This window comes from Cronobacter malonaticus LMG 23826 (assembly GCF_001277215.2).
Lineage (GTDB): Bacteria > Pseudomonadota > Gammaproteobacteria > Enterobacterales > Enterobacteriaceae > Cronobacter > Cronobacter malonaticus.
The window spans coordinates 1,113,536-1,127,330 of record NZ_CP013940.1; the positions used below are offsets into that span (position 1 = coordinate 1,113,536).

Here is a 13,795-nt window from a genome sequence, read left to right on the forward strand (position 1 = left end):
CCATAAGGGGCTTCGGCCCCTTTCTTAATGGAGGTACGACATGAGCACTATGTTATATCGAGAAGGTCGTGGCACCCGCGTATGGGGCAAAGAGTACGAGACTAAAATCGTCGCCGACGAAGAGGTAAGCAAGTACCTCAAAGAAGGCTGGAGCGAGCACCCTGACGACGTAAAGACCAGCACAACCAACCAGCGCGGCCGCAAACCTAAGGCGGGCAGCGATGAATCTGACGACTAAAGGTGATTTGGCTCTCGCCGCATTACGCAAGTTGGGCGTCGCCTCAAGTGCCACACTCACAGACGTTGAGCCGCAATCACTGGAGGACGCGGTTAACGACCTTGAGATGATGATGGCGGAGTGGTCAGGCAATGAGGCAGGGAAGGTTATCGATGTTGGTTACACCTTTGCAGCCGACGATGAGCCTGTTATCCCAGGCGACGCCCACGGGCTGGCGCGAAACGCACTAAATGCCGTCATCCTTAATCTTGCCTGCCGAATTGCTCCAGATTACGCCGTCGAGCCTACGGCGAAACTCATTACCGGCGCAAGGTACGGTAAAGAGCAACTCTATCGCTCGTCTGCTATCAAGCGCGCCAAAGACGGTTACGGCATTTATCCATCGCGTATGCCTGTAGGCTCAGGTAATCGATGGGCCAATCTGAACAACATCAACTATTACCCCGGGAGAGAGAAAATTGCCGATCCAACAACTCCCACTGATGAAGGGAACGGGTAAAGACTACCGCAACGTCGATTATGTCGACCTTCTTCCTGTTAATATGCTGGCTACGCCGAAAGAGGTGCTTGGTGCTAACGGCTATCTGCGCTCATTCCCTGGCATCGTAAAAGTAAACGATGTTGCTGGAGCTTCACGTGGAGCGATGTATAACTCGCATGAAAGCGCAGTATACCGAGTGCTTGGCACGAAACTTTATCGATCTGGAGTGGAGATTGGCGAGGTGCTTGGCAGCAAGCGAGTCAGCATGGCATGCAGCTATAACAGCCAGGCCATAGGCGCTAACGGGTTGTTAATGCTTTTCAGGTACGACGGCGACATTAAGTACATGGCCAACTGGCCAACAAGCTCAGGATATACGCAGTACGAGCTTGGAACACTGCGGGACCTGTGCCGTAACCGCTCGCGATATATATGGAGCAAGGACGGAAGCGACTCATTCTTCATCAGTGACCTTGAGGATGAATCCAAGCCGGACCGATACGCGGCCGAGTACCGGGCTGAGAGTCAGCCAGACGGCATTATAGGTATCGATGACTGGCGCGACTTCGTTGTGTGTTTTGGCACCAAAACGACCGAGTATTTTTCTCTTACCGGTAATGCCAGCGCAGTTGGGGTAGCAATTTACCAGGCTCAGCCATCAATGATGGTTCAGAAAGGTATCGCCGGCACCTACTGCAAAACCAAATATGCAGATACCCACGCAATCATCAGCCATCCAGCCACCGGGGCCCCGTCCGTGTATCTGATTAATTCAGGCTCGGTTCAACAGATAGCCACGGCGTCAATTGAAAGAATACTTCAGGATTATACGGAAGAAGAGCTTTCAACGGGGGTTATGGAGTCAACCAGGTTTGAAGCACATGAGCTACTGATAATTCACCTCCCCCGCCACGTGCTTGTATATGACGGATCAGTTAATCAGGGTGGCATGCAGTGGACGGTTCTCAAAACCGGGCTGGGTGATGACGTTCATTCAGCTATCGATTACGTGTATGAAGGCAACCAAATCACATGCGCAGACAAATTTTCCCCGGTAGTTGGCGTGCTTGATAAATCACTAACCAGCCAGTACGGGCAACAGCAGGAGCATTTGCTATACACGCCGCTGTTTAAAGCTGATAACGCACGTGCATTCGATTTCGAACTGGAATCGGCTACGGGGGTGTCGCAATTCGCTGAGCAGATGTTCATCTCTGCTACCACTGACGGAATCAACTACGGTAAAGAGCAGCTCATTCCATGGAACTCTCCATTCCGTTACGACCAGCGCGCAATTCTGCAACGTATAGGGCGCATACGCAGAAATATCGGTTTCAAAATACGCATCGTCACATCATCACCCGTCACGCTTAGCGGGTGCCAGGTGAGGTTAGAGTAATGGCAGGACCGCAAAAAGTAACAGTCCAGTCAAACAGGGTTGATGCATCAATTCTGCCACCAGGATTCTCTCAGGCATATCGTCTTTATGTGATACAGCAGGGAAGTGACCTGAACAAAATTGCTGACGCTTCAAATGGTGCGAATGAACTCGCGTACCAGGCGACAGTCACCAATCAGGCTCAAGATGCAACCCTTAGTAATCATGAGTCGCGCATAACGACGTTACGTAGTGAAGTTGACAACCACGAGACGAGGATTACAGGCAATACCAACGCAATAACAGCGCTGGACGGAAGGGTAACTTCCGCTGAGGGTTCGATTACAAACCTTGCGGGACGCATGAGCACCGCAGAGGGCAATATCACTAACTTGCAGGGTGATTATGTTTCTAAGTCTGCCGCAGCATCACAAACCCTTTCATCTCCATTAAGTGTGTCGACATCTTACTCCGTCAACGGCACTAAAGTTGTCGGTGCGCGGCAAACAGGATGGACTGCATCAACCGGTTCGACACTGCTAGGTGCCTTCAATGCCAGTCAGACCTATTCAGTCAGCGCCACATATACGCAGTCTGAAGTTAGCGCTCTTGCAACAGGTCTTGTTCAGGCAAGACAAAGAATTAAGGCTCTTGAGGATGCGCTTCGAGCGCACGGGCTGATTAACTGATGATCACCTTTATCCCAACACGAAACATCGACCTCATAGAGGCGGTAGGAAACCACCCGGCCATCATTGCTGGCAGTAACAACGGTGACGGTTACGATTACCGGCCTGAGTGTCGATACTTCGAAGTCAGTGTACACGGTAATTTTGGTGGCATCGTTTATTACAGCGAAATCCAGCCCATGTCCTTTGACTGCCACGCGATGTATCTGCCAGAAGCTCGCGGCTTCAGTAAGGAAATAGGTCTCGCATTCTGGCGTTATCTGCTTACAGAAACCAACGTTCAGTGCGTCGTCTCGTTCGCGGCTCGTAAATTCCGCCACGGCCAGATGTATTGCGCCATGATTGGGCTAAATCGCGTTGGCACTATCAAGAAGTATTTCAAAGGGGTTGATGACGTAACTTTTTACTCCGCGACCCGCGAAGAACTTCAGGAATTCCTCTCCCGTCAGAAATAGGTAAAAACATGCTCATTTTTCAATTAGCGAGTAAGCATCTCGAGAATCGCCTGTACCTGAAAGGCGGGAAGGGCGGAGGCGGAGATAATGGCGCAGCCGCGCAAGCTGATGCTATTAACAAGCAGACTGACCTTCAGCGACAGCAGTGGCAGACGGTCATGAATAATCTCGCTCCATTTACCCCTCTTGCAAAGCAATACGTTAGTCAGCTTCAGAATCTTTCATCACTACAAGGGCAGGGGCAGGCTCTTAACCAGTATTACAATTCTCAACAATATCAAGATCTGTCAGGACAAGCCAGGTATCAAGCCTTGCAGGCGGCGGAGGCTACCGGGGGGCTTGGTTCAACGGCTACAAGCAATCAACTGGCAACAATCGCTCCGACGCTTGGTCAATCATGGCTTAGCGGGCAGATGCAGAACTACAACAACCTTGCAAACATCGGCCTCGGGGCGCTGCAAGGTCAGGCCAACGCTGGACAGACATACGCCAACAACATGGGGTCGCTATACCAGCAGCGGGCCAATCTGGCGGCGGCAAATGCTAACCGCCCGTCAGGATTCCAGTCAGCATTAAGTGGCGGACTTGGTGGGGCGGAAGCTGGCGCTGCCATAGGCTCTGCTTTTGGTGGCCCGGGCATTGGTACAGCAATTGGTGCGGGTATCGGCGTTCTTGGCTCGCTGTTTTAAGGGGGATTCATGGCTACATGGGATATGGGTAATGGTGGGAGTCTCCTTGCAGGCCTTGGCGGAATTAACTCCAACGCGCCATCAGTGACGGACTCAAACACCGCGCTTGGACTGATTCGTGATAACAACGAGATTCAGCGCTCAGGCGCAAACAATATCGGCCTTCAGGCATTGCAGGGCATCGGTAACGTAATGCAGGTTCAGAAACAGGCGCAACAGCAGCAGCGCCAGAAGGCGTTCCAACAGGCATACTCAACCGCATACGCAACAGGTGATCGCAACGCTATGCGTAAACTGGCTGTGCAATACCCTGAACAGTTTGACGCAGTGCGGAATGGCATGGGTTTCATTGATGAAGACCAGCGAAACACCGTGGGGAATCTTGCGGCAGGCGCGCGTCTTGCGTCTTCATCGCCTGATGCGATGGCTAACTGGCTGCAATCTAACGCCGGTGAGTTAGCTCGCGTTGGCGTTAATCCACAGGATGTTGCTCAGATGTACCAACAGAACCCGCAGCAGTTCGGCGAGTTTGTCGATCACCTCGGTCTTACCAGCCTTGGACCAGAAAAGTATTTTGATGCCGTAGATAAGATGGCAGGGCGTGAAATTGACAAGGGCAAGCTTGCGGAACAAATTCGCAGCAACAAAGCCGGTGAAGGATTGCAGGCTCAACAGATCGCAGTTAGCCGTCAAAACGCGTTAACATCTGCATATGCGCCGACATCTGCAATGCAAAACTATGCACAATATGCCCAGATGCTCAAAACAGACCCTGCGGCGGCCGCTATTTTTGCGCAGGCAGCAGGCATAAACACCGGCCCCGAAGGGTCTAACCGCCTGGTTCAGCTTTCTGATGGTCGGACAGTGAAAGTCAGCGGCAAGGTGCATGGTGCTGGAGCCAATGCATTTTATGAGGGCGTTGATGACAACGGGAACATGGTCCGCGTTCCTACCAGTGCTATATCTGCTCCACCAAGTTCTGCTACTTCAGCGCAAAACTACGCCATGAAAAAAGACCTAGACGCCATCGAGGCTGCAAGCGCAGATCAGCTTGAATTCATGACTGGTGTTACCGGTGGGAATGGTGCGCCTGCATTTGGAGCTGATGTCAGGAGCAGAATTGGTGGTAAGGAGCAGCGGCAGCTTTATAACGCCACTCAACGCATCCAGGGGCGCATGCAGAACCAAGGCATTGCAGCGGCAAGGGATATGGGAGCCAGTGGTATTAACACAGTTGCAGAAGCAAAGATGTATTTTCAGGGAATGCCACAGCTTGACTTCTCATCTCCTGATGCCGCGCAGCAGTCTGTGCGTGCTATTCGTGAGTACACCGATAACTATAACCAGCAATACAACGTAAGCGTTGGTGGCAAAACGCGACCGCAAGCCGCGGTTCAGGCTACACCAAAGCAAACAAGCTCCGGTTATTCATCATTGTGGGGTGATTAATGGCTAAGGCATGGAAAGATGTTATCGCCTCCGAACAGTACCAGGCGCTGGCACCAGATCAGAAAGCTCAGGCTCAAGAGCAGTATTTCAATGAAGTAGTTGCACCGCAAGCTGGCGATCAGGCTGAGCAAGCCAGACAAGCTTTCTATGCTGCATACCCTGCGCCTTTGGTATCGAATCAGCAGCCGTCTCAACCAGCTTCTCAGGAAGCTGTTCAGCCGCAGCAGCAAGGCGGAATTATGTCTGATATAGGTAATGGACTTGCTGAAACCGGGCGTGGCTTGCTACAGGCTGGAATTAACGTAGCGAATATACCTGCTGAACTCACTGATGCGGTAACGAGCGCAGCAGCGTGGGCTGGTAATAAGCTCGGAATAGGTGACGGAACATATCAGCCAGCGCCGCGTGTAACCACTCAAGGGCTTGAACAGGACTTCGGACTTCAGCCCGGTACACTAACCCCTCAAACAACCGAGGGGCGTATTTTTGCTGAAGCCCTGCCTTATCTGACGCCTGTAGGGATTGAGCGCGCAGCGACAGCGGCCCCCACTCTTGCTGGCCGAATTGCTGAAGGTGGTTCGCGCCTGTTGGCGGAGAATGCTGTTGGTTCACTTGCCGCCAACAGCGATAAGAACGACGCTGGCGCGCTCGCTACTGACTTAGGGCTGGGCGTTGGTTTAGGCGCTGCCGCAAATGGCGTAGTTAAAGCTGCCGGAGCGGGTTATCGAGCCCTTTCTGGTTCAATGGCACCCGAAGCCGTGCAAGCTATCCGCTTTGCTGAGCAGAATAACGTTCCGCTAACCACCACGGACGTAATCCCTCCAGCATCGCGTGTTGGTCGGGCTGCACAGACGACAGCAGAGAACATCCCTTTCGTTGGCACATCAGGAATGCGGGCCGCGCAGCAGGAGTCACGCAGCCAACTGGTGCAAAACTTTGCCAATAAGTTTGGCGAGTACAATCCAGCGGAAGTGGTAAATAGCCTTAAGTCAAAAACATCTGGCATTAAGCAGGCTGCCGGCCGCCGTCTTGAACAGGTGCAGAGCGCAATGTCTGGCGTAAATATCCAGCCGTCTCGTGCGATTCAACAGATTGATGATGAGGTATCCAGGCTGCAAAAGCTTGGCGGGGTTGCCGACACTGACACCATCGGCAAGCTACAGGCTTACCGTGATGAGTTGGCGAAAGGAAATGTAGACCTTGAACAGCTAAGCAATCTGCGTAGTCAGTTCAGGATGGATGTGAAGGGTGAGCGTCCGGTAATGCCTACGCGCTCAGATGCCGCAGTACAGCGCGTCTATCGAGCCATGACAGGAGATATCGATAGCGCCATAGGCCAGAGCCTTGGTAACGACGTTCTTCGTCGTTATCGGCAGGCTAACGCGGTATACGCTGACGAAGCCGCCAAACTCCAGAACACACGCCTGAAGAATGTACTGATGAAAGGTGACCTGACACCGGAAGTCGTGAACAACATGCTGTTCAGCAAGAACAAGTCGGAGATTCAGAGCCTGTATAACTCTGTCGGTCAGGCAGGGCGCGTGCAAATGCGTAACGGAATCATCGGCAAGGCAATGGAAAAATCTGGAGGCTCTCCAGACCAGTTCCTCCGCCAGTTGAATATCATGTCTAATCAGACCGGTATCGCGTTCAAAGGCGAGGATGCGGCCTATATCCGCGGTCTCAAGAACTATCTGGAGTCAACGAAGCAGGCAGCACGCGCCGGAGTAAGCACGCCGACGGGACAGCAAGCGGTTCCTCTTATTATTGGCTTTGGTACAGCAATAAACCCAAAAGCAGCGGCCATAGGTGCTGGCTACGGTCTCTTAGCCCGCATGTACGAAAGTAAGGCTGTGCGCAATGCGATGCTTCGCCTGGCGAATACGCCGCGTGGGAGCTCTGCATTTGAAAAGGCAGCTTCCGATGTTGCTGCGGCAATTAATGCAGTATCTCAAGGCGCAAAATCAGACGCGTTAGCTCAGTAAATATTTACCAACACAATACGCGAATATCATTAGCGCCAGATTCATTAAATCACGGTCCATTAATACCTCACTTTTTACCCAATTATAACTAACGCCATCGCAACGCTGCGCAAGTTTAGTTTGTGCGGCTTTGCCACGCCCGGAGCTTATCAATGGCTGACATTACAGCGAATGTAGTCGTAACAAACCCGCGCCCGGTATTTACCGACTCGCGAACTTTCAAGGCCGTTGCTAATGGCCGCGTCTATATTGGCTTGGTAGATACAGACCCAACCATCCCTGCCAATCAAATTCCTGTCTATATTGAGAATGAAGACGGAAGTCACGTTCAAATTCCCCAGCCAGTTATTATCAATGGCGCTGGCAAGCTGGTTTACAATGGACAACTGGTAAAAGTTGTAACAGGCAAAGGCCATTCAATGGCCATCTATGACGCATATGGCGCTCAGGTTGATTATATTGCCGATGTGCTCAAATACGACCCAGATCAGTTTCCTCAGCAACTTGCCGGAGGAGATGGCTCCCTTGTCGGAGTTTATCCTCAGGGTAACTTGAAACAGGCTATTACTTCGGTTTCGGTCGATCAGTTTGGTGCTAAAGGTGATGGAACAACAAATGACACCGCTGCCATTCAGGCTGCTATCGACTGGTCATTCAACAACGGTGGCGGGGTTGTTCGCTTGGGGCCAAAGGTTTACCGGGCAGCGAACTTAACACTGAAACCGCGCGTTTTTCTTTCTGGCTCTGGCATTGTAGCAACAGTTATAAAGGCGCCGGATAACTGGACTGGTAATGCAGTGATTATGGGGGAGGGCTACCTGACCTACACCCAAGACTCAACAGCAGCCGGTGGTAATGTTCCAGCATGTTTCAATGCCGGAGTTACTGACCTACTGGTACATGCAAATAAAGACAAGTTCTCAGGCACTCCAGCCAAAGATTTTGGTTGCGGGATATTGATTGCAGGTGAAAACATCACCATCAAGAGTGTGAAGATAATCTACGCACCCTCAGTGGGCTTAGTAACTATTAACCGGGGAACGAAGCGCGAATTATACGCGGCAGTCGAACCAGGCAAGGGGTGGGGTATAATTGGCGTCTTACAGAATATTCGAATTCAGTTCTGCGGCAATGATTGCTGGCATTGCGAAATGGCTGATTGCTATATAGACGACGTTGAAATAGCCGAAGCGGGCTACGGATTCGCGTCAAGTGATATGGTCAAGTCATTTTATGACCCGTCAGAATTGGTTTCCTGTTTCAGAGTATGGGAAAATATTGAGATAGGCTTCATGCACGTGTACGGAAACTGGCGTGGATTTGGATTTGTGGCGGGCGGCAACAATGTATTAAAGCTACATCGTGTAAAAATTCAGCATTTGGTGGCTGAAAGTTGCCAGGTTGGCGTATATTTTAAAGCCAAGACGTATGTTCAGGCTGCTATCGTTGATATTCATGAATGCTCAGGCATGAACGGCAACGGAATATATGACACTGCAACATTTCCTAATAAGTCACCTGTTGCTATTTTCGCTAGTGAACAACCGTCTACTTTCAGTAGCGTGCAGTTATGGCAGACTACTAGCAATTATAATGGTACGCACATACTTATCTCAGGCTCTAGGAATACCTTTGGCAGTATCGATTGCTACAGGGGATTCCTTAGTGACAATAGGGGCGGGACAGCGATAGCCCTAACTGGTACAGATAACAAGATACTTGGGGGCACCGTCTCAGGCTATGCAGCTTTAAATATAGATGGGCTTGGCAGCACGGGGCTGCACGTCATTCGCGGCGCAAGAAATCATGTGAATCTGCAAATAACTCTTGGCAATGTTGGTGTTAGGTTCGATGGCTCTGCAGATTCTGTCACATCAGGAAGGATTGCCGCAGACTCGGCTATCACTATACCATTTTTGAATGCTGGTAATTTATCAACTTACATAAAGAGCGGGCTGGAGCTTGTTTCAGCACTGGGTAGTAATCACCAAGTTGTGCGGGGGGCGTCGGGGGCGGTAAACACCTCATCTACTTCCGAGCAAACAGTCACCATTACTGGCTTGAATCTTCCATACGTGCCGCATAGTTCAGAGGTTAACCCACATCTTATTATTGATGCGACCAACGGTAGCTCAATATATCCTCAATTGGACTATATTATGTACACCCCGGCAGGCTCATCTACAAAGGAATTAGCCTTTGTCGTCAAACTAAAAAACAGCAATAGCCCGATGCAGGTTACCATTGGCGCTAAGTTAAACTAATTAAAAAGCCCCTTACAGGGGCTTTTTGCATGGGCTTTTTTTAAAGTCAATTACCAAGTTTTGGTCATTTCCAAGCAATTTGAAGTGATTTGTTTCCTTCAAGACTTCCATTGAACACTTTGAATTTATAACCTTTTCTCTTTTGCCAAAAAGAAGGTACTGTTCACGGTTGATGAATGCATGTCTGGCTAAAAAATGACCTCCCCAGCTCCATCCATTTTTCATGTAAGGGGTTGCTATTGCTCCTATTATGGGGAGTTTATGTTCTGCTATTTTAAGCTCTTCTGATTTTGGGCTTACTCCATCTACTGCTATATTCCGCTCTTTTATATTGACACCACTAAAGGCAGAGTTAGCTATGTACCCTTCGTAATCATTCTGTGATTTAAGCGCGTTCGCATATATAGCCATCAATGGCATTGAGGTAAATATAAGAAAGAAACATATCACCTTAGCTGTCTTTTTATTTAGCATTTCTATGCATAACAAGAAAGACAATATAGCAAAAGGGAACCCTATAAAGGTTCTTGCTGTCCACCATGGAGAAAGTAAAAGAATGTTTATTAATGGAGTCAGTGCAAGTGATGCAATTATGAAAATGAATCCAAGGGATGTTTTGATGTAACTACTGCTCTTGTAAGTGAGGTAGATGATGGAAATTAAAGAGATGAGTATTATTGCAGTGTAGGCAATCTTAAATGGTCCATGGTAGACTAGCTCAAAATAATTTATTGCATTTTCTACGTTTTTTGATAACGCACCTGCCACATCATTAGATGAAAATACTAATGAGTCTCTACCTGAGTAATTGGGGGGGTAAAATAAGTTCACTATCTTTGTCAGAACCAACCCCAAGATGATGCCCACTAAACATTTTATGGCAAATGATAATGAATCCTTATATCCTTTATGAATTAACAATATGCCGAATAGTGATGACGACATGATGAGGTAGACTACAATAGATGCTTGATAAGTTTGCATTGTTATGCAAAAGCCTGCTCCAGCAAGCAAAGGAAACCATCTATTTTGGCGAATCATAAATGGCGCAACAACTGACATGACTGATATTGCCATAGGTACACAATCGTATTTATATGTCAGGTTCTCCAACATGTAAGGGCTTATCAAAACCATCAGCGCTGATAATTTTATCTTAGAGTCTTTTTCTATGCCGAAAACTACGCAAGCTATGTATCCAGTGATAGCAAGCGTTGCGCTTGCTATGATGTTTGAGTATGGAGATATATTTGAAATTAGACTTCCAAATGTGAGCATTTGCATAATTAATGTGGCAAACGTCCTACCATCTCTTTGCCATGCGTATCCATACAAAGATCTGGCCATATCATCAATGAAGTAGGCGTTGGATAGTAGTATTGGTAGGATGTAAAGCAAAGAGAATGCTAAGCAGAATATAATTCCTTTTTTGTGATCTCTTATAGCTTGCATTTTAATTGTTTCCTTTCTTCAGAAGGTATTTAGGCCTGCGTTTGGTCTCAATGTAAATCCTGCCGATGTACTCACCCAGTACGCCAATCCCGATAAGCTGCACGCCGCCAAGGAACAGGATAGAAACCATGATTGACGGGTAGCCGCGCACAGGGTTTCCCCAGATGACTTTATCCACAATCATCCATGCGCCATAGAGGAACGAAAGCCCGGCCACGATAAGGCCGATATACGTCCACATGCGCAGCGGGAAAGTTGAGAAGCTGGTAATCCCTTCCAGAGCAAGGTTCCAGAGCTTCCACCCATTGAATTTGGTACTTCCTGCCACGCGTTCTGCGCGAGAATACTCAACCACATCAGTGCGCCCACCTACCCATGACAGCACTCCTTTCATGAACAGGTTTCGCTCAGGAAGCAGCTTGATATTCTCTACAACCTCCCGAGACATCAGGCGAAAGTCGCCGACATTCTCTTCAATCTGCGGATTGCTGATTTTGTTGTGAAGTTTATAGAACATTTCAGCGCTCTTGCGCTTCAGCCTACCGTCTGTGGAGCGGTCTGTGCGCTTAGCCAGCACGACATCTGCGCCAGCCTGCCAGCGTTCTATCAGTTGCGGGATAACTTCAATCGGGTCCTGCAAATCGACGTCGATAGGAATCACCGCGTCGCCGGTAGCATGGTCAAGGCCTGCAAACAGCGCTGGCTCTTTGCCAAAATTGCGAGTGAAAGATAAAGGCACGACAAGCGGATCTGACACGGCCAGCGCGTTGATAATCGACTCTGTGGCGTCTTTACTACCGTCATTAATGAATATGATTTCCACCTCAAGCGATTTAAGTGGCTCATATTCTCTGACGGTTTTATAGAAAATAGGTATTGTGTCTTCTTCATTGAAGACAGGAACCACAAGTGAAATCTTCATTTTGCTTCCCTGAAGACGATGTATTTCGAATAGATAAACCCGCACACCAGGCTGATTGCGGAGAATACGACCAGAGTCACTAACGGTGGAAGAGAGCATTCATCTGCCGCCCATCCCACAGCCGCGCTCAGAGACCCCATAAACCCAACATAAAGCACATAGCGCGTCGTTGTTGTAGAACTGTTGAACGTAAAGCGAGCGTTTGCAAAAAAGCTAAAGCTTACGGCAACAACGAATCCGCTGAAGTTCGCCAGTGCCTGGCTTGTACCTAGTGCATAGAAGCACGCGGCAAATACCACCCAATGAATTAGCGTATTGAGCACGCCAACAGATGCGTACTTCGTGAAGAGCTTGAGCATATCTAAGTCCGTTAGATTTGAAGGGGAAGAGTCTATCATTGGCCGCGGCATCGATCGACGGTGAGTGGGACAGAAGTGAGACACGCAAGGCTTTGCACCGGTTTGCGTGCCTCCTATTAATTAAGAGGCTGTGCCGTCGATATAATCTGCCCACCACTGCATCATCTCTTTCCGCTTTTCCAGATATTGCGCATGGTTATAGATTCCTCGAATGTTATTTCGGTCCACGTGTGCCAGTTGGCGTTCGATGGCATCGTGAGGCCATCCATGTTCGTTTAGAATTGTGCTGAACTGATGCCGGAAGCCATGACCGCTTGCCAGACCTTCATATCCTATCTGTCGGATTACTAGCAGGACGGCGTTTTCGCTAATTGATTTCTTTTTGTCGTTACGTCCGGCGAAAACAAAATCGGAGATAGACGTGATCGGCTGAAGTTGTCTAAGTAGGTCATAAACCTGTCGGGACATTGGCACCAGATGCTGCTTGCGGTTCTTCATTACCTCAGCATCAATTGTGATAACCCTGTTTTCAAAATCGACGTTCGCCCATTGCATGGACCGAAGCTCTTTTGTTCGCATTGCAGTGTACTGCAAAACCTGAGTCGCTATTTTGGACACGATACTTCCAGAGTAACCGGCAAGCGCCCGGTTGAAAGCAGGTATCTGTTCTGCTGGCAGGAAAGGGAAGTTCTTCTTACGGTATCCCTTCATTGCATCGGCCAGGTCAGGGGCGGGATTATATTTAGCTCGCCCCGTCACTACGGCATATCGAAATACTTCACCACAGCGTCGTCGTGCTTTATTTGCTCTCTCCATTGCGCCGCGCTCTTCAAACCTGCGAAGTACCTTCAGCAGCGTCATTGGCTCAATGTCATCCATAGTCATCTTGCCTATATATGGAAGGATGTCTGCCTCGAACATGCGCTGTAGCTCTACAGCATACCCCTCAGACCATACCTGCCTTTTGTGCTTATACCACTCTTCATAGATTGACCCGAATGTATCTGGAACCTTTTCCTGCTGCTTTTTCTTTGCTGCGGGATTCAGGCCAATAGCGAGATCGCGCTTTACTTCAAAGGCGATGTTTCGCGCCTCAGCCGGGCCAATTTCAGGATACTTGCCTACCGTGTGAATCTTTTCCTTCCCTTCAAACTGATACCGCAACTGCCAAACCTTCTTCCCTGAGGCAGGGATGTAAACATATAGCCCGTTACCGTCTGAAATCCTGTAAGGCTTATCCTTGGGCTTTGCGGCATCAATCTGTTTAACGGTGAGCATTGGGTAAAATCCAAATGGGTAAAGTTGGTTTACCCGGAATTTACCCAGTTAAAAGTCTGGCTGTCAACGAACTAGGGCGAACACGTGCGAACGATGATTTAGCGCGAGGCTTGGGGGTAAGGGGTATTTGCGAACTTTAACGGAGGAGGGCGAACT

13 protein-coding genes are annotated in these 13,795 nt (G+C 49.2%); 9 read left to right on the forward strand and 4 right to left on the reverse strand.

The genetic code is table 11. The features are described 5' to 3' along the window. Window positions 1–40: 40 nt before the first annotated feature. From AFK66_RS05215 to AFK66_RS22595, 9 genes are all read left to right on the forward strand, one after another. Window positions 41–238, forward strand: a complete 198-nt coding sequence (locus AFK66_RS05215; protein ID WP_032967824.1) for a hypothetical protein — start codon at window positions 41–43, stop codon at window positions 236–238. After that, entirely contained in the window at window positions 222–737 is a 516-nt protein-coding gene (locus AFK66_RS05220) for a packaged DNA stabilization gp4 family protein (RefSeq protein WP_038882302.1), read from the forward strand. Before AFK66_RS05215 ends, AFK66_RS05220 begins: the two co-directional genes overlap by 17 nt. Next, on the forward strand, window positions 697–2,118 hold the full coding sequence (locus AFK66_RS05225) for a packaged DNA stabilization protein (RefSeq protein WP_038882303.1): 1,422 nt from the start codon (window positions 697–699) through the stop codon (window positions 2,116–2,118). Before AFK66_RS05220 ends, AFK66_RS05225 begins: the two co-directional genes overlap by 41 nt. Continuing rightward, window positions 2,118–2,786, forward strand: a complete 669-nt coding sequence (locus AFK66_RS05230; RefSeq protein ID WP_038882304.1) for a hypothetical protein — start codon at window positions 2,118–2,120, stop codon at window positions 2,784–2,786. The genes AFK66_RS05225 and AFK66_RS05230 overlap by 1 nt, the downstream gene beginning before the upstream one ends. Next, window positions 2,786–3,241, forward strand: a complete 456-nt coding sequence (locus AFK66_RS05235) for a DUF2824 family protein (RefSeq protein ID WP_032969231.1) — start codon at window positions 2,786–2,788, stop codon at window positions 3,239–3,241. The genes AFK66_RS05230 and AFK66_RS05235 overlap by 1 nt, the downstream gene beginning before the upstream one ends. Before the next feature lie 8 nt (window positions 3,242–3,249). Then, on the forward strand, window positions 3,250–3,930 hold the full coding sequence (locus tag AFK66_RS05240) for a hypothetical protein (RefSeq protein WP_038882305.1): 681 nt from the start codon (window positions 3,250–3,252) through the stop codon (window positions 3,928–3,930). Window positions 3,931–3,939: 9 nt separating this feature from the next. Beyond that, window positions 3,940–5,379, forward strand: coding sequence for a phage DNA ejection protein (locus tag AFK66_RS05245; RefSeq protein ID WP_038882306.1), 1,440 nt, complete (start codon window positions 3,940–3,942; stop codon window positions 5,377–5,379). Beyond that, window positions 5,379–7,364: a hypothetical protein gene (locus AFK66_RS05250; RefSeq protein ID WP_038882308.1), complete on the forward strand. Its 1,986-nt coding sequence runs from the start codon at window positions 5,379–5,381 to the stop codon at window positions 7,362–7,364. Before AFK66_RS05245 ends, AFK66_RS05250 begins: the two co-directional genes overlap by 1 nt. A gap of 152 nt (window positions 7,365–7,516) precedes the next feature. Then, complete coding sequence (locus AFK66_RS22595; protein WP_050570126.1) at window positions 7,517–9,628, forward strand: phage tailspike protein; 2,112 nt, start codon at window positions 7,517–7,519, stop codon at window positions 9,626–9,628. Between the two features lie 12 nt (window positions 9,629–9,640). On the opposite strand, the gene AFK66_RS05260 is transcribed toward AFK66_RS22595, so the two are convergent. From AFK66_RS05260 to AFK66_RS05275, 4 genes are all read right to left on the reverse strand, one after another. Beyond that, on the reverse strand, window positions 9,641–11,080 hold the full coding sequence (locus AFK66_RS05260) for a glucosyltransferase domain-containing protein (RefSeq protein WP_038882310.1): 1,440 nt from the start codon (window positions 11,078–11,080) through the stop codon (window positions 9,641–9,643). A 1-nt stretch (window position 11,081) separates the two neighbouring features. Beyond that, window positions 11,082–12,002, reverse strand: coding sequence for a glycosyltransferase family 2 protein (locus tag AFK66_RS05265; RefSeq protein ID WP_007779916.1), 921 nt, complete (start codon window positions 12,000–12,002; stop codon window positions 11,082–11,084). Continuing rightward, window positions 11,999–12,361: a GtrA family protein gene (locus AFK66_RS05270; protein ID WP_032967911.1), complete on the reverse strand. Its 363-nt coding sequence runs from the start codon at window positions 12,359–12,361 to the stop codon at window positions 11,999–12,001. Before AFK66_RS05270 ends, AFK66_RS05265 begins: the two co-directional genes overlap by 4 nt. A gap of 120 nt (window positions 12,362–12,481) precedes the next feature. Continuing rightward, window positions 12,482–13,639, reverse strand: a complete 1,158-nt coding sequence (locus tag AFK66_RS05275) for a tyrosine-type recombinase/integrase (RefSeq protein ID WP_007779919.1) — start codon at window positions 13,637–13,639, stop codon at window positions 12,482–12,484. Between the last annotated feature and the right edge of the window lie 156 nt (window positions 13,640–13,795).

Coding starts and splice junctions, on each gene's coding strand:
- AFK66_RS05215 (WP_032967824.1), top strand. CDS start 41: ATGAGCACTATGTTATATCGAGAAGGTCGTGGCACCCGCGTATGGGGC.
- AFK66_RS05220 (WP_038882302.1), top strand. CDS start 222: ATGAATCTGACGACTAAAGGTGATTTGGCTCTCGCCGCATTACGCAAG.
- AFK66_RS05230 (WP_038882304.1), top strand. CDS start 2,118: ATGGCAGGACCGCAAAAAGTAACAGTCCAGTCAAACAGGGTTGATGCA.
- AFK66_RS05235 (WP_032969231.1), top strand. CDS start 2,786: ATGATCACCTTTATCCCAACACGAAACATCGACCTCATAGAGGCGGTA.
- AFK66_RS05240 (WP_038882305.1), top strand. CDS start 3,250: ATGCTCATTTTTCAATTAGCGAGTAAGCATCTCGAGAATCGCCTGTAC.
- AFK66_RS05245 (WP_038882306.1), top strand. CDS start 3,940: ATGGCTACATGGGATATGGGTAATGGTGGGAGTCTCCTTGCAGGCCTT.
- AFK66_RS05250 (WP_038882308.1), top strand. CDS start 5,379: ATGGCTAAGGCATGGAAAGATGTTATCGCCTCCGAACAGTACCAGGCG.
- AFK66_RS22595 (WP_050570126.1), top strand. CDS start 7,517: ATGGCTGACATTACAGCGAATGTAGTCGTAACAAACCCGCGCCCGGTA.
- AFK66_RS05260 (WP_038882310.1), bottom strand. CDS start 11,080: ATGCAAGCTATAAGAGATCACAAAAAAGGAATTATATTCTGCTTAGCA.
- AFK66_RS05265 (WP_007779916.1), bottom strand. CDS start 12,002: ATGAAGATTTCACTTGTGGTTCCTGTCTTCAATGAAGAAGACACAATA.
- AFK66_RS05270 (WP_032967911.1), bottom strand. CDS start 12,361: ATGCTCAAGCTCTTCACGAAGTACGCATCTGTTGGCGTGCTCAATACG.
- AFK66_RS05275 (WP_007779919.1), bottom strand. CDS start 13,639: ATGCTCACCGTTAAACAGATTGATGCCGCAAAGCCCAAGGATAAGCCT.